Below are 25,707 nucleotides of genomic sequence, written 5' to 3' on the forward strand. Positions count from 1 at the left end.
ATGACGCCAGCAGTGCGGTATCCGAGTGTAGCGGAAGCGGCGTGCGGCCGCTATTCGTCCGGCACGCGCGGAGAGCCAGGCGCAGCTGCATCGCCCTCGGCCGCAGCGATGCGCTGGAACGCCGAGAGGGCGGCCTCGCCGCGAGCGCGAGCGCCGGCGTCCTCGGCTCCCGCCACGAGGTCCTCGACGACGGTCGGGCACGACAGCGTCACGTCGTCGTCACCTAACTCGCGCCGGAGCTCGAGGTAGTCTGCCTTCGGAGAGCTGCTGGAGATGAGCATCGACTTGAAGGCTATCGAGAAGTTCACGTACGCCTCCAGCAGCCGGAACGTGCCCGTGTCTCCCATCGGTCCGACCGGGCGGTCGCCCGGCTCGAGCTCGGCACGCCCGGACACGACGCGAGCGCGGCCGGCGATCTCGAAGCCGCCACGCTCGTCGGTCCAGCCGAGGTTGTCGGTCTGGACGCCGATGACCGTCGGCAGGTTCGCGAGGTCGTAGTGGCACAGCAGGCCCATCTCACCAGGCGGCAACGGATCCCCTTTCGCCGGGTCCACGGCAACCACGCGCGTCCACGGCGGGGCCGGCTTGTGACGCTCGCCGCTCAGACCCATGACCGTGTTTCGCAGCGTATCGTCGAAGTAGTTCGTCGCGCTTTCTGCCATCCCGAGCGTGTTGATGCACCACGACCGCTCGACGCCGAAGGTCTCGAAGACCATGTCGTAGAAGTCCTCTCGCGTCACCTCGCCGAAGCGCCCGCGATACCCGCCGCCATCGCACACGCGGCTCCCGGCAGGCAGACAGAACCGCATCCGCTTGCGCCTGCACGTGTGCATGAAGTACACGAACGCCGACGTCGCGCCGACCATCGTGACCGGCGTCCCGTCCGTCTCGGACTGTCGGAGCATGCGGACCGTCCGCTTGACGTCGACCCCGGTGCGGCCGACGAGGAACGCGCTGTCGTCGGTCCCGAACCGCTTGCGCGTCTCGTCCATCCCGATGGCCATCCCCATCGTCGGCGCAAGGTCGGGCCCGGGCGTGAGCAGGAGCAGCCGCAGCCTGCCGGTCCGTTCCAGATCAGGGAAGAGGTAGCTTCCTGTCATCACGGCATTCGCCTTCAGGATCAAACCCCTCCCGATCTCGTCCCGGAAGATCTGCCCACGCTGGTTGGGCGACGTCGTGCCGCTGGTGATGTTCGCCATCACGGCCTCGGCGAGCGGGAACGACGTCACGATGTCGCGCTTGAAGGACTCGGTCGGGTACGCGGGGATCTCCTGCCAGTCTCCGACGGACTTCGGCGTCGCGCCGAGGGCGTCGCAGAACGCGCGGTATGGCCCGTTGTGCTCGTACTGGTAGGCGAAGACATCCAGCGCAAGCGCTTCGAACGCAGCGGGATCGCCGTCCACTCCTGCGTCGATCATCGCGTGGACAGCACCCGCAAGACGCTGCCGTTCGTCAGTCACAGGGGTTCGACACCTCCGGCTCGGCCTTCACGCGGCGGGCGACGCGCCGCCACATCACCGCTCCTGCAACGACGGCCGCGACCATGAGCGCGTGCTTCACGATGAGCGCCGGCACGATGCCTTTCACGACGGCAGGGTCCCACTCGTAGCGGGTGAAGAAGATCGTGCGCGGGATGCCGCCGATGACGATCCAGGCCAGCGCGACGCGGGCGAAGCGTGTCAGCGCCGGATAGGACTGCCGGAGCGCGGCGAGCCCTTCTGGAGAGCTCTGCGCGTGCCGTTCGAGCACCCACAGGATGACGGCGCTCGCAAGCAGCACGGCGGTCGCCACGTCGTGGAAGTAGTTGTTGAGTATGACGAGGACGTCTTTCATCGCGCGTGCTCCTTCGTGCGTTGCATGCGTGCGTGCTCACGAGCGAACTCGTGGAACGCCCGGCCTTGCGGATACTGGACCGCCCACGAGGTCATGTGCGCCATCGGAAAGCCCTTGAGCCCGACTCGCGTGATCCTGCGCAGTATCTTCGGTATCGTGAACACCTCGTCGCGAAGCCGTATGAGCTCGTGCTCGCGCGCTTCTGGCGTCATCTCGGGGTCGTCGTGGTAGAAGTTCGCGTGGTTGCCGTCGTACAGGTCCCAGTCCTGACCGCTGATGAGGTACGGCCTGTACTTCTCGTACAGCTTCGTCCCCGGGAACGGCGTCGTCATCACGGGGTGCACGGCCACGTCGAGAGCGTCGCTCAGCTCGCGGATGCGCTCGAAGTCGCGCAGGTGATCGGCCCGGCTGCCGACCATGATGAAGAGCATGACCTCGATGCCGGCCGCCCGTATGCGCTTGATGGCGTCGAGCCGGTCTCTTCCTTGCTTCTTGGTGGCGTCGAGCTCCTCCAGCACCACGGGGCTGTCCGACTCGTAGCCGACCATCGCCGCGGTCATGCCGGCCCGCCTAGCAAGGTCGAGCAGCTCATCCGCCCTTGGATGCTGGAGCGTGACGAGGTCGCCGGAACCGAACCACCACTTCCCGCGCACCTGCTCGGCCATCTCACGATACAGGTCGATGGAGCGCTTCACGTTCACGCCCCACACGTTGTCGTCGATGTTCCAAAAGAGGCGCTTCGTGCTCGCAGCGACCTCCTCCACCACCTCGCCGATCGGTCGCATACGCACGGTGCGTCCGAAGAACTCGTGGACAGAGCAGAACGCGCACGAGTGCGGGCATCCGCGGCTCGTGAAGAACGACCCGAACACGTACCGGTCAGGCAGCAACCCCGTGATGGGCCGAGGCAGGTTCTCGAGCGGCGCGTACGGGCCATCGTAGCGCGGCTCGAGGCGTCGCCTGGTCGCGTCGTCGAGGATCCTCCCCCACACGGTCTCCGCCTCACCGACCAGGATCGCGTCCGCATGACGCGCAGCCTCGTCGGGCAATGCGTGGACGTGGATGCCGCCGAGCAGGACCTGGATACCGCGAGCGCGCAACGCATCGGCGGTCCGGTACGCCCAGGGCGCCTGAGGGGTCAGCACGGTCATGCCGACGAGGTCGGCCTCGCACGCGTCGGGGTCGAAGTCGCGCAGATTGGCGTCCACCAGGGTGATCTCGTGCTCGCCAGGCCGCACCTGTTCGGTGAGACCGGCCAGATACTCCAGCACGGGTGGCGCGATAGGAAGCCCTTTGGACTTCTGGCCGCCCTCGCCGAACGGAGGCGATATGAGGGTGATGCGCACGCAGGCTCCTCGCTCCGGGTCGCGCGCGGTCACTGCGGCCGACTGAGCCGCGGCATGCCCGATCCGATGTTCCTGAACAGGTGGTAGCTTGTCGGGACGAGCTGCACCCCCCAGAAGACCATCATGACCCCGAACAGGCAGAACAGCGCGAGCCACGCGAGACGGTCGGCGCTCCACTTCAGCGTGACCTTCGCGTGGAGGTAGAAGCCGTAGGCCAGCCAGGTGAGGAGCGACCACGTCTCTACCGGGTCCCAGCTCCAGTACGAGCCCCACAGTCGGTACGCCCAGATCGAGCCTGAGGCGATCATGACGGCGTTGTTCAAGAAGCCGAACGCGACGAGCGGGAGCGTGAGCTCCTCGATGCGCTCTGCCGACGGCAGCCACGGCGGGAGCCCGTCCGGCTGGCCGCGGCGCTCCGCGCGCCTCCGGATGAGGTGCACGGCCGCCAGCCCCGCGACGGTCGAGTAGGCCGCGTAGGTTATCCACGCGAACGTCACGTGCACCACGAGCCAGCCCGACTGGTACGGCGGCGTCACAGGCCCGGCGGGACCGGCTTGCGTGATGCCGTACCCGCACGTCACGAGCGTCACGGGCAGGATGAGCACGCCCGCCAGCGCCGTGCCACGGAACCGCAGCGCGACGACGAAGTACGCCAGCACCATCACGAACGCGCCGACGAGCACGTTCTCGTAGTCCTCGATGTACGGGAAGTGGCCTGCGGCGACCCATCGCGCGACGATGGCGACGCTGTGGGCTGCAAGCCCCGCACCAGTGGCTGCGAGAGCGGCCGTCTGCAGAGCGGGCTTCTTGAACGACAGCGCCGCGATGATCGCCACCGCGCCCACCGCGTACAGCGCGATCGCGATCCAGAACGTCGTCGCCTCCAAAGCGTTCATTCGCGCGAGCCCTCCTCGCTCGACTCACGTCGCTCCATCTCCTGCGAGCAAGACAAGCATACGACCTCTGCCTCGCCCGCGCGCGTCTGCATCCACGGATAGACCCGCAGGACGGCCTGCAGGGCTCCGTCCTCGCCTCGCTGGACGACGGCGCGACGCTCGGGCACCGCGAACCGCCACATCGCACCGAGCACGACGAGCCAGAAGCCCGCGTAGGTCACCCATCGGGCGGGCTCGCCGCGGACGAGGAACCTGCTCCACAGCCCGAGGCCCTCGAAGATCACGGTGGCGCCGCCGACGGAACCCGATGACTCGCCAGGCGCGAGCACGCCCTCCCAGCGCGCGTCCGCGTGCTCGACGACGATCGCAAGCCGAGGGTCCCGGATCGCCAGCTTCTCTTCGACGGCTTCGTCGCTGGACGAGACCGGGCGCGGCGTCGCGGACAAGGAGAGCGCGACGTCGCCTGCGTCCGTCTTGACGACGATGTCGTCGCGCCAGCCGTACGGCGTCTCTGACGCCAGCTTGACCGCCAGGGGGAGCGCTTGCCGTCCGTCGACGCGGACGACGACGCGGGCCACGTACCCGGAGTCCTGCAGCAGCCAGCTCTTCCCTCCAGCGTCCAGCGGGTGGTTCACGCGCACGTCCTTGCGGACGATGCGACCGTCCGGCTGCACGGCGCGCATCCGCGCCACCGCGGACACGACGGTGCCGCGCTCGTAGGCGACATGCATCGAATCGAGGGTGATCCGCGTGCCTCGATACGCAGGGCCCACTCGCGGCACGACGCCCACGGTCTCGTACGCGCTCGGCTCGTCCCGCACCGTCTGCCCCTCCGCGATGACCGCCTGCCCGCGGAACGCGGTAACAGACGTCGCAACGCCGCCGATGATGACGACGATGAGCCCGGCGTGCATGATCGCGCTTCCCCAGAACCCGCTACGCCCTTTCACAAGCGTGACGGAGCGCGGTCCTGCACGAAGCACGGTCCAGCCCTCGCCCAAGGCCCTGCTGACGAACGCGGCGAACTCGGCAGGGACGGCACCTTCGCGCGACGAGGAGCGGCGTCGTGCGCTGACGCGGCGCACCGTGCAGACCGTGAGGTTCACGCCGAGCAATGCCGTCACGACCGCGATGGGCCACCCGCCGTACACGCGGTCCAGGCCCACGGCGCTGACGAGCTTGGCCACCGCAGGCGCTCGATGCGCGAAGTCCTCGTACGCTGCGCCGAGGTATGCGCGCTGCGGCACCACGACAGAGACGATGGACAAGGCTCCTAAAGCGGCGATCAGCCATGCAGCCAACCGCACTGAGCCTGCCTGCGACAGGAGGCGCAAGACGCGAGGCGTCCTCACGGCCGCTCGTCCTCCAGCACGCGCGAGAGGTAGACCTTGAGCGTGCCGCCGCCAGAAAGGAGCGTGTACTCGATGCGCTGACGCCGCTCGGACGCCGGCCCGCGAACGGCTCCTGTGCGCGTGTCACGCTGCGTCTCGCGCCAGCGCTCGACGACGACCGCAGTCACCGTGGGGTCCTTCGAGCGGACCTTCTCGACGTGAAGATCGAGCAGCTCCGCGTCGAGCCGGGTCGCTGTGCCTTCGAGGAGGATCATGTAGTTCCTCACCCTGCCGATCTCGCGCGGCAACGCGACGCCTTGCAGGCGTTCCGCGTCCAGCGAGCGCAACGCCTCTGCAAGCGCGACGTCGTAGGCAGCGACCGCGGCCCGGACGCGCCGCTCCTGCCAGGCGCGGTACCCGAAAAGGCCGGTGCCTGCGAGAAGCACGAGGAAGACTGCGAGCGCGACAAGCCGCCGCTTCATCGGCCCGCTCCTGGAGCCGACAGCTGCGCCACGTCGCTGAACACCCCTGCAGGGAATGCACGCACGACGAATCCCGTCGCGCCGCCGGACACCGCGACCCGCCTCATCTCGTACCGCTCCCCGATGGCCAGCACGAGCTCGTCGAACGCGCGGCGCGTGATCTCCCGACCGATGGCGGCCCGCTTCTCGCGGTCGTACTCGGCCTTGGCGGTCGCGTACAGCTTCGCAAGCGTCGCGTCGCGCGGCGCTGCGATACCGATCCCGTACGGATTGGCCGGAGACGGCACGTCGCCCGAATCGAAGACCCCACCCCACCCGGGGTCTGGATACCCCGGGAACACGCCGAGGCCCACCGTGTAGCTACCTGTGCTCAAGGCGCCGCGGCGCCACACGGCCTCGTAGTGACGGAGCGAAGCGGGATCGTACCGGTCGAGAGCCCCCATCTCGCGCCACCTGAGCTGCATCGCGTCCATCGCTTCGAGCGGGATGTCCGTGTCGTTCCACAGCCGGTGGGTCGACAGACCTTCCACCTCGAGGACCTCGCCGAACCGCTTCCACACGCGGCGAGCGAGCTTCTCGTCTGGCGTCGACCGCCACCCGCTCGCCGAGAGCACGCTCCGCGCTGTCTCTAGGTCGTCGCCCTTCACGGGCCCGCGCGACGGATCGTGCGCCGGCGAGACGACCGGGTGCGCATCGACCGGGACGCTCGTCTCCGACGGAGCGTAGACCTGGGAGTGGAGCGCGTCGCGCGGGTACGCTGCACGGATCGCTTGACGGACAGCGAGCTCGGCAGTCGGCTTCCGACGCGGGTTGAGAAGCGTCCCCCACCAGCGTCCGCTCGCGTGCTCGGCGACCTCGACGCCGCTCTTGCGCAGCTCCACCACGCTCGCGTCGTCCACCCAGTCCCACACGACGGGGCCCGGCGTCTGCCGATACAGCGCAAGAGCGTCTTGCCCGTGCGCGAACGCGATGCGGACCTTCCCGACCTGCCCCGGCTTCCGAGAGCCGGCGCGGTGCGCAACGAGGTACCACGCGGTCCCGTCCTCCCAGCGCGCGAGCCGGTACGGCCCGCAGCCGATGGGTGCCGCGAAGACCGGCGGGTTCACCGTGGTCGTCTCAGGCAGCGCGTGGCTGGGCAACACGTACGGGAAGAACGCCTCGGGGGCGACCCCGACCGGTCGGGAGAGGCGGACCACGACCGACGAGCCTTCGGCCCGGACCTCCTCGATCGCATCGAAGCCGGGGAAGGGCCGGCCGTGCGGCAGGTACGAGCGGTCGCGAAGGTACTCGTAGGTGGCGACGACGTCGTCGGCGCTGACCGCTCGCCCGTCGTGCCAGAGCACTCCGTCCCGGATCTCCCAGCGGATCGTGAGCCCGTCAGCGGAGACGAGCCCGTTTTCCTTGCTCGGCACGCGCTTCGCGAGATCGGGCACGGGTGTCAGCGACGCATCGTAGGCCACGAGGCCGCTGTAGACGAGCCTGAACAGGTCGCGCTGCGCGTCGTCGATGGCGGCGTACGGGTCGCCGCTTGCCGGTTCGACGGGCTCGATGACGGTGAGCTCGGGCTGGAACGGCGCCTCCGTGTCGACCGTCACGCGACCGCCAGGAACCAGCTCCACGACCGCAAGCTTCTCGCCCGAGACGCGGCTGGTGACGAGCGTCCCATCACGCCGAGGCCACGCGAGCGGCGCCCACTCCGTGAACAGGTCTTGCCAGGGCACCTGGATCTTCGTGACCGTCCCGTCTCGGTCGACGATCCACAACACCGCGACCTCGTTGGCCGGATCGCCGAGCGAGGACAGCCCGAGGGCCACGGGCTTCTCCGGGCGGAGCTCTTCCGCGTACAAGCGGCCCTTCGCATCGGCCGCGAACGGCCGCACGTCTTCGGGCAGCGTGTACGTGGCGATCTTGTCGCCGGCCTTGGTCCAGGAGGTCACCGTGTACGGCGGCGTGGTGTGCTCGCCCGTGATGGCCCCGTCTGACGCGACCCGGTACAGCAGACCGTCAGCGCCGAAGAACGACCCGCTCAAGATGAGCGACAGCGGGTCGGCCGGGGGTTCGAGCGAGCCTGGCATCGCGACGGGCACGAGCGCGTTGTTGAGGTGGACCTCCTTGCTCTCCGGGTCGATGGCCCACTCTTCGGAAAGCGCCCACACGCCGCCATCGGGATCGAAGGTGATGGCGCGAGCGAGAAAGCCGCGCGGGAGCTGGTAGGTCCCACGCAGCGATCCGTCCGGCCCATAGCGGAGAACGTGCTCCTGGTCGCCTGAGCCCATGGCGACGTCGACCCAGAGATCGCCCGATGGCGACGGCGTGAAGAGCGTTGCGCCGAGCGTGGTATCGAACGAAGCGAGCACGCTGCCGTCCCGGCCGAGCAGCCGGACGTGCGGGACGGCCCCCGCTCCCGGCGGATGGTGGACGAGCCAGAAACCCTCGTCCGCTGCTGGAGCGACGACCTCGAGGTACGAGGACTCCTGGCCTGGCGCCCTCGGCACGAAGGAGCGTTCGTCCTCGTACGGGAGCTCGAGGACCGTCGCGGCCGTGTACACGGTGTTGACCTGGCGTATCGGTGCGTTCGTGCTGTCGCGCGGATCTGCGCCCATCGTCCACGGCCGCTCACGGAGCACGAATGTGAGCATCGGCACCACGAGCGCCGCGATCACCACGCCGAGGACCCAAAGCGCCGTCGACGGCACCTGGAACCTTCCCATACGGACCGTGCGCCTCATGCTCACCACGCTCTGATGTCAGGGATATCGAAGTGATGGTACGTGTTGGACATGATGCTCCAGGACCAGAACACCGCGAGCACGAGCGGCAGCAACGCCAGAACGCACCACGCGATCCTGCGGCCACGCCACCCGAACATCGCGTACGCGTGCGCCGTCAAAGCATAGCCCAGCCACGCGGCGAACGCCGTCGTGCCGACGATCTCCCAACGGTACCAGTCTGCGAACAGGACGTAGCTGTAGACCGAGCCCACCATCATCATCGCGCTGAACGCAGCAAATCCCAGACCCACACCGCGGACGATGAGCGAATCGAGCTCAGCGCTCCGCTCGGCGTTCCGCTCGGCCAGCCGAACGAAGCCAGCTGTGCCCGCAAGCACCAGCATCGAGAACGCCGTCCACGCGAACAGCACGTGAATGTCGATGAAGAGGCTCCGCTCGGATATGGTGAGCGGATACGGCGTCTTGTCGAACGCCTGCCCGTACGCGAGGATCGCCACGACCCACCCGAGCATCAATCTGACGAGGAGCGGGTGAGCGCGCTCTTTCATCCGTGCCACGAGAACCGCTGTCGTCAGCGCGACGGCCCACGACGCAGCGATGGTGTTCTCGAAGGTCCCGAAAACCGGAGGGTGGCCCGTGACCGTCCACCGGGCGATCGCTGATGCGGCCTGCAGCGCCAGGCCACACGCCAGCAGCCTGACAATGGCCTCGCTGCGCTGGGGGCGCACAAGCGCAGCGACGAGGGCCGCGGCGAAGAACCCGCACGCCGCCCAGTAGAGCGCTGTGTGCACCGTCACCGCCATGAGCGCTCCAGTCGCCGCACGATGCGCTCGGCCACATCCAGGCGCGTCCCGTAGAAGTCGGAGCGCACGGACACGCGCCCAGACGCCCCGTCGGCCACGAACAGGGCCTCGGTGCGCGGGAACGCGAGGCGCAACGCCACGCCGACGACGACCAGCACCACTGCAATCGCGACAACGGGCGCCACCGGGTCGCGCACCACGCGGAAGACGCCGTAGTGCCGAAGCCCGGGGAACTCGAGCGTCAGCCTAGGCACCTCCACGGGCTCGCCGATTCTCACGAGCTGCTCGTCTGCAAGCACACGCTCCCCCGCCCCGCCCGTGAGCACCCGCGCCACCGACACGACGAGACGCGGGTCGTCGGAGTTGAACGACTGCACGCCTGGCTTTCCGTTCCTGTCGATGTAGTCTCCGTAAACTTGGACGTACACGCGGTAGCGATCCGCGCCGACAGAAATCTCAATCGTGTCGCGCTGCCCGGACGGGAAGGCTTTGAGCTTGTACACGCTGCGCACCGGCGCGCTTCCATCGTCTCCTCGCGCAACGACCTCGAGCGCGTACCCGAAGTCCGAGAGGCTGACGCTCGTGTCAAGACGAGGGAACCAGGGCCGACTCACAGACACGGCGTGCAAGCGACCATTCTCGCGCACCTCGGCCTCAAGCGACGTGAACAAGAGCATGTCTTCGTAAAACCGCGGTCTGACGCTCTCCACCTGAAACGATAGCGTCGGAGGCGACGCTGAGGACTCGCTGGACCTGTCGATGTAGGCGCTCTCCGCGCCCCCGAAGGTCTCTCCCTCGGCCAGCACAAGGTTTCCCTGGAAACGTAGATTCGGCCACAGCACGCCTGCGGTCACGCCGCTGAGCAGCACGACAAGGCCGGCGTGGAACACCACTGTCCCCAGCGGCGAGAAGCGGTTCTTCACCGCCCACACCCAGCCGTCGCCCGCGACGGGACGCCGGAAGCCGACAGCAGCGAAGACGCGTTGCACCTGCTCTGCTCCCACCGACGGCGCATCACGCAGCGGAACGCCGCCTAGGACGGCAGGACGTTCGCTGTCTGAAGGCGTCCTGCGGACGCGCGCGAGCGCCGTGCCCGTGTGAACGGCGATGCACGCGACCATGTTCGCAGCGAGCAGCGCGTACAGTACGCGGAAGAACGGCTCGCCGTAGACAATGGCCCGTATCTGCGGCTCAGGCAGGCCGTACGCCTGGAACGGCACGATCCACACGAGCAGGAGCACTATCCACACTACGAGCAAGAACGCAGCGAAGCGACGGGATCCTACGTATCGCATGATGCCTGTCATGTCGATTGAAACCTTACCGCAATGCGGCACCGGCGATGGCGCATGACACGCTCCGCCGACCGCTCACGCTGTCGCGTGCCAGCGCACACGCACGGCATCAGTTCGTGGGTCGAGCGTAGTAGTAGTTGGGCGTGACGGACTTGCCCCAGGTTCCACTATGCTGCGTGCAGCTGCTGTAACCGTCTGTGTTGTTGAGCGTCGAGCAGCCGTAGGTGCCGCTCGTGTCACCAAGCAGGTGGGCGTCCCACGCTGCGCCGTTGCAGAAGCGATAGCCCATCGGGTCGCCGACGGGCGCGCCGTCCTGCACGAGACCGTTCGTGCCGTTGTTGCCGTCGCCTGGCAGCATCGAGGTCCCGTGCAGCGCTCCGTTCGCGATGGCGTTGTCGTTCACGCGCCCCCCGTGGCAGTTCTGGCAACCAGTGAGAGCCACCGTCAGCTTGGTCGGATCGATGCAGCTTGAATTGACGTCGCCCACGTGCCTTGTGCGTGACAGATAGACTGCGGTCTTGTCGCTGTTGGAACCGCCGGCATCGGCGTAGACATCGACGCGATGGCAGTTGTTGCAGAAGCTCCGCGCATCGGCCGTGGTGAGGTTCACAACACCACCCGCCGTGGTCGTCTTCACGCCTGTGTTGTACCCGCGCAGGATCCACCGGTAGCCGGATCCGTGCGGGCCGCTCGCCATGTTCGTCCAAGTGTCGTTGCCGTGGCAGTCGGAGCAGGTCACGCGGCTCGTCGCAAGCCAACCATCCACGAACGTGTTCGACAGCCCCCACCCCGTGCTCGTGCCGCCGATGTTGCGCCGCTTGGTGCTGGAATTCCAGGTGCCGTACGTGTTCGCGGGCGGCTGGTTCTTGCCCTGCGCGAACAGCGGGTGGATCGCGTACTGCTTCGGGCTGAAGTCGAGCCCGACGTCCGTCATCGGCCCGTTCGCGTTCTTGAGCGACATCACCTGCGGCCGCGTCTGCTGCCCCCACGCGTAGATGCTGTGGCACTTCAGGCACATCTGCCACTCGTACGCAGCGGTCGTGACCTTGTCGTAGCTCGGCTGCGTCGGCGAGCCGAAGGTCCCGTCGCCTGCCCAGTTGCCGTTGGTGGCGCCGGTTATGTTCACTCCCCACACTCCCTTGTTCGCCGCGGAGATCGGCACCGCGTTCGCGCCGGTCGCACGGTTGTTCTGCGTGTTGTCCGTGGGGAAGTAGTAGGTGCCGGGTTGCGCCTCGTGCGGGTTGTGGCAGTCCTCGCACTCGACGTGCCGATTCGCGTTGCTGGTTCCCCACCATCCTGTGGTCGACGAAGGCGTCACCTGGGTCGGCGCGCTCACCGACTCGTCAGACCGATGGACGCCGCTGTACCCGGCCACGTTGTGCTTGTAGGTCTCCGCGAATTCGCTCTGGATGCTCCTGGACTGCGCGTCCATCGCCTTCGCACCGTACGCGTCGTTGCCGGCCGTGCCGCCGGTGTGGCACGTGAAGCAGAGGTTCTCCTCCGAGGAGGTGCTGGTGCCAGCGAGCGCGACCCCGAGCGCCTTCGCGATCCGGTTCTCGGCCGAGTAGTGCGTGCCGAACTTGTAGGTGCTCGTCTGGTACGACTTGAGCGAGTCCTGCTCGTCGTCGTGGCACTTCACACAGTTCGCTCTGAAGGTGCTCGTGCCGAAGCTCGAGGTCACTTCGTAGTCATGAGCAGACACGTCATAGGCCGCACCGCTGATGGCGGGCGTCTGGCTGCTCGCGCCCGTGGTCTTCTGGCCGGTCGTGTTCTTCGTGAGCGCACTCGAGTGGCACGACAGGCAGATGCCGTAGCTCGGCGAACCGCCCGCGATGAAGTCCGTGTTCGTGTTCGAGGCACCGCTCGTGTTGCTGATCGACGTGCGGAGGTTGGAGCCCTTGTTGGCATTGAAGTAGTTGTGGTCGGTGTGGCAGCTCACGCACGCAAGGGCCGTCGTAGAGTTCGGATACGTGCCGGTGCCAGGGGCCTGGCCAGGCGTGCCGGAGTCCAACACGTGGTGGTAGTACGTGGTGTCGCTCACCATGCGGTCGTACCGCTCGGTCGAGGTCGAGCCGTGGCAGTTCAGGCAGTCGATGCCGCCGTTGCTGCCGCCGGGGCCAGGGTTGTGGACGTTGTTGCTGGTCGCGTTCGCGTAGCTGTTGCCGTGGCATCCGTAGCAGGACTGCGTGTCCGCCTGGTTGTGGCCCGACACGGGCGGCAGCTTGAGACCGCGCTTGTTCGTGCTGTCGTACACCGTGCGGTCGATGCCTTCGATGTTCGCGCCCGCAGACACCGCGGCGTATCCGGTGCCGTTCCACCCGGCCGTCGTGTCTGCCGTGGTGTGGCAGGAGAAGCAGAACCTCCTCACGCCCGCGTCTGTGCTCATGTCGATCTCGCCTGCAGCGTCACCGATCATGATCGTCGTGGTGCTGTTGGTCATCGTCCTGACGAGCAGGCCGTCAGTGCTGTTCGCGTTCCCGTGCGGGTTGTGGCAGTCGTAGCACGGCAGGCCGTCGCCTGCGGTCAGGTTCCCGCCCGGCGTCTGGATCTTGTGGCCGTAGTTGGTATCCGCCGCCTGCGTCTGGTCGCCGCCGTTCGTCGTCGGGTAGTACTGCTTGATGTTGACGCTCGACGGATCGCCGTCGTGGCAGGTGAAGCAGTTCCCGAAGTTCGCTTTCGTGAAGGTGCCGCGAAGCTCGTCGTAGGTGTTGGCCGTGCCATGCACGTCGTGGCAGTTCTTGCAGTCGCCGTCCGTGAACGACGAGCCCGGCCACACGACGAGCTGCCCATCGCCGTCCGAGCGGTGGATACCGTTCGCGCCTGAGTACACGGTCATGCCGGGCCACGTGCCGTCCATCGGATACCCGGTGCCGGTCTCGGGCGTGAACGTCGGATACCCCGTCGACGCGGCGTTGTGGCACGCCTGGCACACGGTGTTGTTGTTGCCGGTGATGGCCTGGCCGTTGATCCGGTTGGTCTTGGTGGCCGGGTCGTAGGCGCCGAGCAGCTTCGGATAGGCCGAGCCGTGGTTGTCGTGGCACTCGGCGCAGCTCTTGGTCTCGGCGGCCGAGATGGAGCCGGAGGCGCTCCAGTGGCCGCGCGCGGCGTAGGTGCTCTTGTTGTTGGTGGCGGCATCCGCCTGCGTGACGGTGTACGGGACGTAGGTCGCGCCGGAGATCGTGCGCGAGGGCAGCGCGCCGTCGTGGCACTTCAGGCAGAAGGCCGACTTCTCCGCCACCGTGCCGTAGGCGGCGAGGTTGTAGGTGTTGTCCGGGTCGCTCACGCGCGCAGACGCGCTCACCGCGTGCGCGTTGTGGCAGCTCTCGCACTCCACCGAGTCGCCGCCCGCGGCCACCACGGGGTGCTTGCTCGCGAGCGCGAACTGCTGGTAGACGAGCTCGGAGCCGGCCGTCGGCATGTCCGCCACGCCGTACCAGTCCTTGCCGGCGACGCTCTTCTTCGTGCCGGCCAGGCCGTCGGTCGGCAGCGAGTGGCAGCGGTAGCAGTGCTCTTCCTGCAGCTGGTCGGTCACGGCCCCGCCGAGCGCGCTCACGATGTGCTGCGCGGTGCTCCAGTGAGGGCCGAACTGCTTGCCCGTGCCGGACTGCCAGTCTTTCGTCTGCTCGTCGTTGTGGCACTTCGAGCAGTTCGCGTAGAAGGTCGTCGAGTCGCTGAACGTCGAGGTCGCCTCGTAGTCGTGGGCAGAAACATCGAAACCGGCGCCGGCGATGATCGGCGTGGCGGTCCGTCCATCGCTCTTGCGGTTGACGGTGTCTTTCGCAAGCGACTGGTCGTGGCACGAGACGCACACGCCATACGTGCCGCTCCCGGGGAAGTCGCGGTTCGTGACGGACGACCCGGCGGCCGTGACGGATGTCCGAAGGTTGCCCGACTTGCTGGCGTTGAAGTAGTTGTGGTCGGAGTGGCAGCTCACGCAGAACACGTCGGTGCGCGTGCTGTTCGTCAGGTCCGGGTAGGCGCCGGTGTTCGGTGCGAGATCTCCGTCGTAGTACGTCGCGCTCATCGTGCCGCCGAGCACGTGGTGGTACACCGTCGTCCGGTTGGCGCCCGTCTTCGTGCCGGATCCGTCCTCCATGTACGCCTGGTACGCGTGGCAGCCGTAGCACTCCTGACCGCCTGAGCTCACGCCGCCGCTCGGATTGTGGACGTTGTTGGATGCGGCGGTGCTGTAGTCCCGCCCGTGGCAGTCGTAGCACGGCTTGGTGGACGTGCTGCTGTGCGGGTCCGGCGAACCGGAGAGGGCCTTGAGCTTCAGCCAGTTGTGCGTGTACCCGCTCGGAGCGGTCTGGCCCGCCAAGATGGTGCCGTCTCGACGAAGCCCTTCGACGAGATCGGTCCCGACGGCCACGTACGACGAGGTGCCCGGGTCCCACACCTGGCCGTCCGAGCTCGAATGGCAGAGGAAGCAGAAGCGGCGCAGGTTCGTGCCATCGCTGGCGTTCGGGTCGTTGTGCGTGATCTCGCCCGGCGCATCGCCGTAGTCGCGGACCTGCAGCATGAAGTCCGCCGCGCTCGACCCGTGCGGGTTGTGGCAGTCGTAGCACGGTAGCGCGTCATTCACCGTGAGCGTGCCGCCCGAGGTCGCGATGCGGTGACCGCTGCCGCCGCCAGCGCCGCCGACGCTGATCGGGTAGTAGCCCTTGATGTTGCGTGCCGCAGGACCGTCCGCGTCGTGGCACTCGAAGCACAGCACGAAGTCCGCGGAACCGTACGTCGCCCGAAGCTCGTCGTACGTGTTGGCCGTGCCATGCACGTCGTGGCAGACCTTGCAGTCGCCCGCCGCCGGCATGTTAGGAAGCGACGAGCTGCCGCCGCCGTTGGCGGTGGTGTGCGCGCTCGCGTTGTAGGTCGTGAACCCAGGCCAGGTGCCGTCCGCGATGTAGCCGCTGGCATCACGCGTGCCGGCGGGATACCCCGTCGACGCGGCGTTGTGGCACGCCTGGCACACGGTGTTGTTGTTGCCGGTGATGGCCTGGCCGTTGATCCGGTTGGTCTTGGTGGCCGGGTCGTAGGCGCCGAGCAGCTTCGGATAGGCCGAGCCGTGGTTGTCGTGGCACTCGGCGCAGCTCTTGGTCTCGGCGGCCGAGATGGAGCCGGAGGCGCTCCAGTGGCCGCGCGCGGCGTAGGTGCTCTTGTTGTTGGTGGCGGCATCCGCCTGCGTGACGGTGTACGGGACGTAGGTCGCGCCGGAGATCGTGCGCGAGGGCAGCGCGCCGTCGTGGCACTTCAGGCAGAAGGCCGACTTCTCCGCCACCGTGCCGTAGGCGGCGAGGTTGTAGGTGTTGTCCGGGTCGCTCACGCGCGCAGACGCGCTCACCGCGTGCGCGTTGTGGCAGCTCTCGCACTCCACCGAGTCGCCGCCCGCGGCCACCACGGGGTGCTTGCTCGCGAGCGCGAACTGCTGGTAGACGAGCTCGGAGCCGGCCGTCGGCATGTCCGCCACGCCGTACCAGTCCTTGCCGGCGACGCTCTTCTTCGTGCCGGCCAGGCCGTCGGTCGGCAGCGAGTGGCAGCGGTAGCAGTGCTCTTCCTGCAGCTGGTCGGTCACGGCCCCGCCGAGCGCGCTCACGATGTGCTGCGCGGTGCTCCAGTGAGGGCCGAAACGGTAGGTGGACCGCTGCGCAGTCTTGTACGCGGACGCGTCCTCGTCGTTGTGGCACTTCGAGCAGTTCGCGTAGAAGGTCGTCGAGTCGCCGAAAGTCGAGGTGGCCGCGTAGCTGTGGGCCGACGTACCGAACTGCCCCGCGCCCGCCCCTTCCACGATCTTCGGCGTCGCGGTGCGCCCGTCGTTCTTGCGGTTCGTGGTGTCCTTTGCGAGGCTCGCTGCGTGGCACTTCGTGCAGACGCCGGTGTTCGTGGACGTCGAGTAGTCGGTGTTCGTCCCCGCCGGGTTCGCAGTCGCAAGGTCGGGCCGGAGATTCGAGGACGCCGACGGATTGAACTTGTCGTGGTCGACGTGGCAGCTCAGGCAGTACACGTCGGTCGTCGATGACGGGTACGCGCCTGGCGCGAAGGCCTTGTCGCCATCGTACGTCGCGCTGCCGAGCACGTGATGGTACACCGTCGTCCGGTTGGCGCCCGTCTTCGTGCCGGAGCCGTCTTCCATGTAGCCCTGGTAGGTGGCGTGGCAGCCGTAGCAGTCCGCACCGCCGTTGCTGACACCGCCCGTCGGGTTGTGCACGTTGTTCGTCGACGACGCTGTCGGGCCGCCGTGGCAGCCGTAGCAGTCCTGGGTGTCGCCTTGCTTGTGGCCGTCCATCGAGATCGACGGCAGCTTGAGACGGCTGCCATCGCTCCCGTCGCGGCGCAGCCCCTCGACCGTCGTCGTGCCGACAGCGACCCACGCCGAGCCGCTCCAGCCGTTCGTGGTGTCCTGCGGCGTGTGGCACGCGAAGCAGAACTTCCGGCGACCATCAACCGTGGATACGTTGATCTCTCCTGCGCCGTCACCGATGTCGCGCACCTGCAATGCGTACGCGGACGCCGAACCGTGAGGGTTGTGGCAGTCGTAGCAGGGGACCGCCTGGCCCTGCGCGAGCTTCGCGCCAGCGACCGAAGAAACCACGCGGTGCCCAGACCGCAGGCTCGCGTTCGTACCGCCTGCAGACACCGGGTACAGCCCCTTGATGTCGGTGCCTTTCGTGCCGTCGTGGCAGGTGAAGCAGAGCTCGAACTGGTCGTCGTTCGGGCTCGACGGGTCGAAGGTCGCCACGAGCTCGTCGTAGGTGTTCGCAGTACCGTGCACGTCGTGGCAATTCTTGCAGTCGCCGGGGGCATACCCTGAAGATGGCCAGACGGCCTCGGCCGCGGTGTGCGGGCTTCCCGTGTGCGTCACGGGCGTGTAGATGACGTCGTAGGTCCCGAAGCCAGGCCAGGTGCCGGTGTCGAGGTAGCCGTTCGTTGCACGTTGCGCTTCGCTGGCAGGGAAGTCGGTCGACATCGTCGTGTGGCACGCACGGCACACCGTATTGTCGTTGGCCGTGATGCTGGTCGAGCCGATCCGGTTCTGACCCGTCGCGGCGTCGTACTCGCCCAAGAGCTTCGGGGCCGAAGAGCCGTGGTTGTCGTGGCACGTCCCGCACGGGACGATCTCGCCAGCGGAGATCGCGCCCCACGCGCTCCAGTGACCGCGTGCTGCGTACGCGCCCTTATCGTCGGCCGGATCGACCATCGTGACCGACGCCGGCACGTAGGTGGTGTCGTTGCTCTGGTAGGTCACACCGCTGCCGTCGTGGCAGTTGAAGCAGAATGCGGCCTTCTGGATCGTCGTCGAGTACGGCGCTGGCCGCAGCGTGTTCTCCGGATCGGTGACGCGCGAACCCTCTTGCGACCGCACGACGTGCGGGTTGTGGCAGCTCTCGCACACGACCGTGCCTGCGCCGGTCCCCAGCGGATGGCTCGATCCCGGCGGCTGGCCGACCGTCTCGAACTGGTCGTACACGCGTTCGGCGATCGCCGCCATCGTGGCGCCGGCGCTGCCGTACCAGTCACGGCCTGGAACGGTCTTCGCGTTGGGGAAGCCGCCCGCCTCGGAGTGGCAGCCATAGCAGTGCCACTTGCCGACGGTCTCGGTCGCTTCTGCGCCGAACGCGCTCAGAATCCGGCTTGAGGCCGAGTAGTGCGTCCCGAAGCGGTAGGTCGACGTTTGGAAGTCCTTGGCCTGCTCGTCGTTGTGGCACTTCGAGCAGTCGGCAGAGAAGGTGTTGCCGGAGCCGAACTCAGATGCCACACCGTACTGGTGTGCGCTCACGTCGAACGCCGCTCCACTGATCGGCTGCGTCACGAACGTGCCGTCCGTCTTCTGGTCCACGACGTCTTTGGCGCGGCTCGTTTGGTGGCACGAGACGCAGATACCCGAACCGGCGCCATCGACGAAGTCGGTTGCGACGGTCGGCGTCCCGTCGCTGCTGGCGATCGAGGCGCGCAGGTTGGCCGCAGGCGAGCCGTTGAAGTAGTTGTGGTCTGTGTGGCAGCTCACGCAGTACACGTCGTCTTGCGAGGTGGGATATGCGGTGGACGTGGCTGGCGCGATGTCCCCGTCGCCTGCCGCCCCGCCGAGGACGTGGTGGTGCACGGTCGCACGGTTGTCACCCGACTTGGAGCCTGAGCCGTCCTCCATGTACTGCTGGTACACCGCGTGGCACGTGTAGCACGGCTGGCCACCGCCCGAGACGCCACCGCTCGGATTGTGGACGTTGTTGCCGCCCGGAGCGTACGAGCTGCCGTGGCACTGGTAGCAGCTCCGAGCGTCCTCCCATCCGTGGCCGCTCACGTTCGGCAGCCGCAACACGTTGCCCGCCGGGACAGACCCGTCGCGACGCAGACCCTCGATGGAATCCGTCCCCACCGCTGTGTAGGTGGCCGCCACGCTGTCCCAGACCATGCCGTCCGAGCTGGAGTGGCAGGTGAAGCAGAACGCACGGACACCTGCTGCTGTCGACGTCTCGAGCGCGCGGCCGCGCTCATCGCTGAGCAGGCGCGCGTTGCCACGCGTCGACCCGTGCGGGTTGTGGCAGTCGTAGCACGGGAGCGGAGCGCCTGCTGGCAACCGCCCGCCGGCGGTCTTGATGCGATGACCTGAGCGCGGGGCGCCCGCGGTCACGAACTGCTGGATGTCCACGATACCTGCGGGCGACGTGCCGAGCACGCTGTGGCCCTTCGATCCGTGGCACTCGAAGCACAGCCATGCGAAGTCCCCGGTGGTCTGGTCCTGCGTGACCGTAGCCGTCGTCGGCGCCGTGAACGTCGCGATCAGTGCGTCGTACTGCGTTGCCGACCGGTGCGAGGCGTGGCAGTACAGGCAGTCGCCGTCCTCACGCCCTGCAGACGCCGTACCTGGGATCGAGGCATGCGCGTTGGCCGTCGGGGACGTGTACGTGGACGGTCCCGGGAACGTCCCTGATACCGGATAGCCGGATCCGTCCTTCACCGGAGCCGACACGCTCGGATAACCAGGGCCGTACCAGTCATTCGTGGCGTTGTGGCACGCGAAGCACCAGGTATTGTCCGCTGCGGCCACGGAGACGCTGTTGATCGTCGAGCGCGGCAGCATGGGCTTGACGGTATAGTCGCCGTGCGGCCCGTGGCAGCTCGCGCAGTCGTTGGTAAGGTCCGGGTCCGTCGTCGTCTCCTCGAGCGAGTGTCCGCTCGTCAAGGCGAACGAGTTCTCCGGACCTGTCTTGACGTTGGTACTGGCGCCAGAGCCGTCGTGGCACACGTAGCACGTCGAGTTGGCGCTGGGGGCCTCCCCTGCATCGCGCAGGATGGCGTGCTGCGTCGCCGCCTGGTGCGGCTCGTGGCAGAACGCGCAGAACCGCGTCGAGCTCGTGTAGGTGGCGTGCGGAGCCTGCTTCCACGTCGCGGTCACCGGACCGACGGCGGCGGAAAGCGCCGATTCGTTGCCGGCGGCGTCGTACGCGCTCACCTTGTACCAGTACGACTGTCCCGGCACGCCGGTGACGTCGCTGAACGAAAGCGACGTCGTGGTGCCGAGCGGTCGGTACTCCCCGGTCTCGGAAGTCGCCCGGTACACGCGGTAGCCCGTGACACCGACGTTGTCGGTCGATGCGGACCATGAGATGACCGCGATGACCGGTGGCGCGGTGCCAGCGGTCGCCACGACGCTGCTAGGCATGCTCGGCGGCTGGGTGTCCTCACCGCCGCCGTAGCCGAGGAAGCCCGCGGACGAAGCCCTTGAGCCGTTCCCATACGGGTCTACGACGGCGTCTGCCAACACCGACACCGTGTACGCCTGGCCCGGCGTCTGCGGCGACGTCGTCAACCGTACGCGCGCATCGCCTGACTGGACGACCGCATCGGATATCGTCAGGCCCGGTATGCTGAAGTCCGAGGCTTCCACGGTCGCCGGATCCAGCGGCTCGCTGAACAGGACGTCCACCGTCGTCTCGTTCAGGGCAGACGCAGACGAGACGGCCGGTCCCTGGTTGTCGATGCGGACGCTGCGGGACTCGGTCGCTCCGGTGTTGGAGACGTTGTCGACTCCGCGGGCGCTGATCGAGTAGAGGTACTCCCGGTTCTGACCGCTCGCGTGCGGCCCCCACACGAACGTCCAGCTCTCGGCGCCGTTCGCGTTGTTCCAGACCTCCACGGGCGTGAACGACTTCGAGGAGTCGTCCCACCAGGTGCCATCAGACCTGCCGATGCGTACCTGTACAGCATTCACACCAGAGCCGCCGTCCGACGCGGTACCAGCAATGGTCGTGGACGTGCCGGTGAGCACGGACGCATCAGCGGGCTGGCTGATCGTGACCGTCGGACCTGCAGCGTCGATCGCGAGCGTCGAGCCAGAGGCCGCCGAGTCGATGTCCGCGAACGCGTTCACGCTTCCAGACGACACCTGGATGCCGGAGCTCTGCAGACGGGAACCCACCGCATGGCCGTCGAGCGCGCTCGCCCCGATCTGGTAGACGACCCACAGGCGCTTGGTCGCGCCGTCAGGAACGAGGTAGTTCAGCCCTGTGACGCTTGCCTTCGCAACGCCGCTCACGTCGCCGTCGAACGTCGCTGAGCCGACGAGCGTGTCCGCGCCGTCGTCGTAGAAGAGACCGTCCGCATCCGTGTCTTCGAAGATGCGTACCGCGGTCACATCGGTCTGCAACGTGTTGGCGGTGTCCAGCCCCGTCACATCGATCTGACTGACGGACACCGGGCCACCAGATGCGGAGAGCTCGTAGGCGTCCACGACGGCCGACTGGGCCTGCGTGACGTACACCGTTCCCGATGGCCGGTCGGCTGCACCCGACGACTGCACGACGGAGAGCACCGCGCCCGAAAGCGGCACGTAGGTGACGCGCAGGTACAGCTCATCGATCTGCGCCGTCGTGCCCCCCTGCCCGGTCTCGTTCAACTGCACGGCAAGCGCATTGAGCTCGTCCAGCGTCCATCCGTCGCCGCCCGGATCAGGGATGTCCGTCACCGCGTACTGTTGGTAGCTCCCTGAGACCGTGATGGTGAAGTCGCTGTTCGCCATGATGGTGGACGATGAGCTTGACTCGTACACGGACGCACTGAGCGGACGGGCCGATCCTGTCGCCTGCGCCCAGAACACCAGGTCTACCGAGAGGATCTGCTGCGGGGTGCTCGCCAGATCAGCGATGCTCAGGTTGAGGTAGCCGCCGCTGCTGTTCGCTTGCGCGAAGATGGCGTCGCCGGACGCTGCGAGTGCCGTCACGAACTCGGCAGACGACGTACCACCTCCGGGCTGCACGTTCCAGTTGTTGTTTCCCAGCTGCGTCGCGTATCCCCCGAGCGAGCCGAGGACGCCGTCAGGGTGCAGCGCGGCCTCGACCGGCGGCGTGTACCCAACGAAGCTACTGTCCGTCGAGGGGTTGCCCACACCTTGCGCGTCAGCAAGCGATCCGGCCGCCACCTGCACGACATAGGACTGGCCAGCGGTCTGCGGGCTTGTCGTGACCCGCACGGTGACGTTGTCTGCTTGGAGCACCGCAGCCGAGGCGGAAAGACCGCCCGTGAACGTGAAGTCCGATGCTTGCACGGTCGACGCGCTCAGCGGTTCGCTGAACACGACGTCCACGGTCGTCGTGTCCACCGCGGCAGCCGACACGATGCTCGGTCCGCGGGTGTCGACCTGTACGCCCGTCACGGCCGGTGAGAGGCCCGGGGCGTTGCCCGTCGCGTCTGACGCGCGCGCTTCGATGGTGTAGCTGTACGTCCCGATCTGCTCGTTTGCAGGCAGCGTCCACGAGTACGTCCAGTTCGCAGAACCGGTCGCCGCAAGCCACGTGTCGGAAGCGGCCACCCAGGTCGAGCCGTTCCAGTAACTGCCGTCTGAGCGCGTGATGCGGACCTGCACTGAGGCGACGCCCGAGCCCGTCAGCGGCCCGCCGCCGTCAGGATCGTCGCTCGCAGTGCCGCTGATGATGGTCGGCTGCGCCGTGGTGATGCTGCTCGGCGTCGGTGACAGGACGCTCACCACAGGCGAGTACGCGTCGACTTCGAGCGTCTGACCGCCGTTCGCAGAGGTGATCGGCGAGGTCGTGAACGACACGGTCGCAGGCGCTGAGACCGTCACGTCACCGTCGACGATCTGCGAGCCGACCGCGTGGCCGTTGCCTGCGAGCGCGCCGACGTCGTACACGATCCACACCCGGCGCGGCGAACCCGGCGAGACGGTGAGCGCCAGCCCGGAGAAGGTCGCGGTCGAGCCGCTCCCCTGCCCTGAGAACGCCTGCGCCGTGCCGACCTGCGAGTCACCTGCATCGAACACGTCGTCGCCGTCGTCCAGGTACAGCCGCACGCTCGACACGTCGTCCTGGAGCGTCGAGGTGGTGTCCAGTCCGCGCACGACGATCTGCGTGACCGTGACGTCGCCGTTCGACGCGCTCAGCTCAAACTGGTCGACGGCGTGCGTCGAGCTCCTGAGCACGTACACCTTCGCAGGCGGCACGTCCGCGCCGGGAGCGACCGATAGCGACGGAACCGGCTGGTAGCCCGTGAAAGAGCCTTGCGTGAGCTCGTTCGCGTTCCCGTAGACGTCTTGGATCTGGCCCGCCGACACCGACACCGTGTAGGACTGGCCTGGGGTCTGTTCGCTCGTGGTGAGCCGCACGGTCTTGTTGTCCGGCTGGAGGTTCGCCGCGCTGACCGTCAGGCCGGCGATCGTGAAGTCGCTCGCGCTGATGGAGGCGCCGTCCAGGTCCTCATCGAACACGACGTCCACGCTCGTCGCGCTGGTCGGCGGAGTCACAGAGGCGATGCTCGGACCCGTGTTGTCCACGCGCACGCCGGTCACGGGAGACGCGTCGGCGCCCTGGAGCCCGACGTTGTCGGTGGCACGCGCGGTGATGGTATACGTGTACTCCCGGTTCTGGCCCGCATCGAGAGACCACGCGTACGTCCACGAGGTGGTGCCCGTGGCCGCATTCCACGTCTGCGACGCGGTCCAGCCCGTGCCATTCCAGTACTGGCCGTCTGAGCGCTGTATCGCGACCTGCACGCTCGCCACACCGGACCCGGAGCCGTCAGAGGCGGTGCCGGACACCGTCGCGGACGAGCCGGTGAGGACCGCGTTGTTCGCGGGACTCGTGGTGTCCGCAGTCGGAGGAGCGGCGTCGACCTGGAGGGTCTGGCCGGTGTTCGCCGAGATGATGTCGGTGAACGCGTTGACGGTCTGCCCCGCAGACACCGTCACGTCGCCGTTGTTGACCCGCGAGCCGAGCGCATGCCCGTCGACCGCAGAGGCCCCGATGTCGTACACGATCCAGATCTTGGCCGTCGTTCCGTCGGCGACAGTCAGGCCGAGCCCCCCGAACGTCGCAGTCGATCCCGATGCGTTGCCTGAGAAGGTCTGCGTCGTGCCGATCTGCGTGTCGCCGCCATCGAACACGCCGTCACCGTCATCACGGTACAGCTTGACACCGGACACGTCGGTGAGAAGCGCCGCCGCCGTGTCGAGCCCGCGTACCACGATCTGCGTGACCGTTACGTCCCCGTTGCCGGCTTGCGCCGTCAGCGCGAGCTCGTCGACGACCCGGCCAGTCGCTCCCTGGCCGACGAACTGCTTGGCGGTCGGACGGCCGGGATCGGCGCCCTGCGCGACGGTGAGGGTGGGTGTGGCCGGTGTGTAGTCGACGACGACGGAGACCTCCGTTACCAGCACAGAAAGCGGATTCGAACCCTTAATGGCCTTGACGACGACTTGCAGGTTGTTGACGTCTGTGACGTCCCACGACGTGCCGTCGGGTGCATTCGCGGGCGACCACGAGTACGTCGCGTACGAGGTCGAAAGTGTGCGCCGGTTCGAATCGTACACCGGAGCTGCTCCGGCATTCGAATACCCGATGTCCATCTGGTCGTCGTCGAGCGTCCGCGCCACGACGTTGATGGTCACGCTGTTGATGGTGGCGTTCGCGACCGGAAGGTCGTCGATTGCCAGGTACATTGCCGCGTTGAGGCTGTTCGTCGAAGCGTACGTCGAATCGCCGTCGTTGGTGTCCATCGCATTCGCCCAGTCATCCGCCGTGGGCGAAGTGGACCAGTTCGCCACAGAAAAACCGTCTCCGCTCGGCGTGAGAGTGGCCGTATCCGCGGAGGCAGGAAGCACGAAGACGCCCGCTAAGGCGAGCGTCAACGCTGCAACAATCGCGCCAGCCGCAGCTGGATGCGCTTTCCACCAGCTGCGCACCGCTGCTACCATGCCTCACGCTCCCGCGCGAACCTCATCTGGATCCTTCCAAAGCAGCGAGCCGAGCCTTCAGCTGCTCGTCGTTGGGGGTAAGATGCAGCGCCTCCTTGAGCATCGCCCGCGCGTTCTCGTAATTGCGTAGCCCCTCGTACGCGGACGCCATCGCGGCGTACACCTGTGCCTTCTGCGCTTCGTCGAGGGCGCCGTCTGCCACCACGGTCTGCCACTGCTCGATCGCGTCCTCATAGCGCCCGACCTGCACGTACGTCCTTGCGAGCTCATCGGCATACGCGCGGTCCTTCTTGAGAGAGACCGCCTTCTCGAAGTGCGTGATGGCATCTGCCGTGCGCCCGATCAGCCGCTCCAGGACCGCCATCCGGTAGAACGATTCGTGGTCCTTCGGGTCGGCCCCTACCACCTCAGAGAACACCGCGATGGCCTCTTCGTTCTTGCCCTGGGCCGCAAGCGTCATCGCGAGGAGCTTCTTGGCTTCGATGCTTCCCGGGTTCGACACCAGCACGTCGGACGCCATCTGCTCGGCTTCAGCGAACTTGCCGTCGTTGTACGCTTGAGACGCAGCTTCAAGCGATGCTTCGCGCTGCGCCTTGCCTTCGGGTGCCGACCAGACCTTCCAGCCCACGAATGCAAGGGCAGCAACGACGACGACGAGAACGACCACGACGGCGACGGGGCGAAGCACTTTTCTTGGTGTCGTTCGCTCGACGTGCACGGCAACGCCTCCCACAGGGTACCGAGGACCAATCCGGTTCCCCGTTCGCTAAGCATCAATAACAAACACTATAC

Annotated in this window: 11 protein-coding genes; all 11 read right to left on the bottom strand. The window is 67.4% G+C overall.

All coding sequences use genetic code 11. The features are described 5' to 3' along the window. Nucleotides 1–50: 50 nt before the first annotated feature. Nucleotides 51–1,460, bottom strand: coding sequence for a LuxE/PaaK family acyltransferase (locus tag MX659_RS06230; RefSeq protein ID WP_267192618.1), 1,410 nt, complete (start codon nt 1,458–1,460; stop codon nt 51–53). Next, the gene (locus MX659_RS06235) at nt 1,453–1,833 is read right to left on the bottom strand and encodes a hypothetical protein (RefSeq protein ID WP_267192619.1); all 381 of its coding nucleotides are present in this window, start codon (nt 1,831–1,833) and stop codon (nt 1,453–1,455) included. Before MX659_RS06235 ends, MX659_RS06230 begins: the two co-directional genes overlap by 8 nt. Then, nucleotides 1,830–3,179, bottom strand: a complete 1,350-nt coding sequence (locus tag MX659_RS06240; protein ID WP_267192620.1) for a B12-binding domain-containing radical SAM protein — start codon at nt 3,177–3,179, stop codon at nt 1,830–1,832. The genes MX659_RS06235 and MX659_RS06240 overlap by 4 nt, the downstream gene beginning before the upstream one ends. A 29-nt stretch (nt 3,180–3,208) precedes the next feature. Then, nucleotides 3,209–4,075, bottom strand: a complete 867-nt coding sequence (locus tag MX659_RS06245; protein WP_267192621.1) for a cytochrome c biogenesis protein — start codon at nt 4,073–4,075, stop codon at nt 3,209–3,211. Then, nucleotides 4,072–5,427 carry a cytochrome c biogenesis protein ResB gene (locus MX659_RS06250; RefSeq protein ID WP_267192622.1) on the bottom strand — a complete coding sequence of 452 codons (1,356 nt, stop codon included), beginning with the start codon at nt 5,425–5,427 and terminating at the stop codon, nt 4,072–4,074. The genes MX659_RS06245 and MX659_RS06250 overlap by 4 nt, the downstream gene beginning before the upstream one ends. Next, complete coding sequence (locus tag MX659_RS06255; RefSeq protein WP_267192623.1) at nt 5,424–5,888, bottom strand: hypothetical protein; 465 nt, start codon at nt 5,886–5,888, stop codon at nt 5,424–5,426. Before MX659_RS06255 ends, MX659_RS06250 begins: the two co-directional genes overlap by 4 nt. Beyond that, a complete protein-coding gene (locus MX659_RS06260; RefSeq protein WP_267192624.1) occupies nt 5,885–8,599 on the bottom strand; it encodes an ABC transporter substrate-binding protein in 2,715 nt (904 codons plus the stop codon). The genes MX659_RS06255 and MX659_RS06260 overlap by 4 nt, the downstream gene beginning before the upstream one ends. A gap of 20 nt (nt 8,600–8,619) precedes the next feature. Then, nucleotides 8,620–9,423, bottom strand: coding sequence for a cytochrome c biogenesis protein CcsA (gene ccsA, locus MX659_RS06265; RefSeq protein ID WP_267192625.1), 804 nt, complete (start codon nt 9,421–9,423; stop codon nt 8,620–8,622). Next, nucleotides 9,414–10,730, bottom strand: a complete 1,317-nt coding sequence (locus tag MX659_RS06270; protein ID WP_267192626.1) for a cytochrome c biogenesis protein ResB — start codon at nt 10,728–10,730, stop codon at nt 9,414–9,416. Before MX659_RS06270 ends, ccsA begins: the two co-directional genes overlap by 10 nt. A 97-nt stretch (nt 10,731–10,827) precedes the next feature. Further along, a complete protein-coding gene (locus MX659_RS06275; RefSeq protein WP_267192627.1) occupies nt 10,828–24,717 on the bottom strand; it encodes a multiheme c-type cytochrome in 13,890 nt (4,629 codons plus the stop codon). Between the two features lie 220 nt (nt 24,718–24,937). Then, a complete protein-coding gene (locus tag MX659_RS06280) occupies nt 24,938–25,633 on the bottom strand; it encodes a tetratricopeptide repeat protein (RefSeq protein WP_267192628.1) in 696 nt (231 codons plus the stop codon). Between the last annotated feature and the right edge of the window lie 74 nt (nt 25,634–25,707).

The organism is Parvivirga hydrogeniphila (genome assembly GCF_023371205.1).
GTDB lineage: Bacteria > Actinomycetota > Coriobacteriia > Anaerosomatales > Anaerosomataceae > Parvivirga > Parvivirga hydrogeniphila.

Excerpts from the sequence above, each read along its gene's own strand:
- MX659_RS06270 (WP_267192626.1), bottom strand. The coding sequence starts at position 10,730 with ATGACAGGCATCATGCGATACGTAGGATCCCGTCGCTTCGCTGCGTTC.
- MX659_RS06255 (WP_267192623.1), bottom strand. The coding sequence starts at position 5,888 with ATGAAGCGGCGGCTTGTCGCGCTCGCAGTCTTCCTCGTGCTTCTCGCA.
- ccsA (WP_267192625.1), bottom strand. The coding sequence starts at position 9,423 with ATGGCGGTGACGGTGCACACAGCGCTCTACTGGGCGGCGTGCGGGTTC.
- MX659_RS06245 (WP_267192621.1), bottom strand. The coding sequence starts at position 4,075 with ATGAACGCTTTGGAGGCGACGACGTTCTGGATCGCGATCGCGCTGTAC.
- MX659_RS06235 (WP_267192619.1), bottom strand. The coding sequence starts at position 1,833 with ATGAAAGACGTCCTCGTCATACTCAACAACTACTTCCACGACGTGGCG.
- MX659_RS06260 (WP_267192624.1), bottom strand. The coding sequence starts at position 8,599 with ATGGGAAGGTTCCAGGTGCCGTCGACGGCGCTTTGGGTCCTCGGCGTG.
- MX659_RS06275 (WP_267192627.1), bottom strand. The coding sequence starts at position 24,717 with ATGGACACCAACGACGGCGATTCGACGTACGCTTCGACGAACAGCCTC.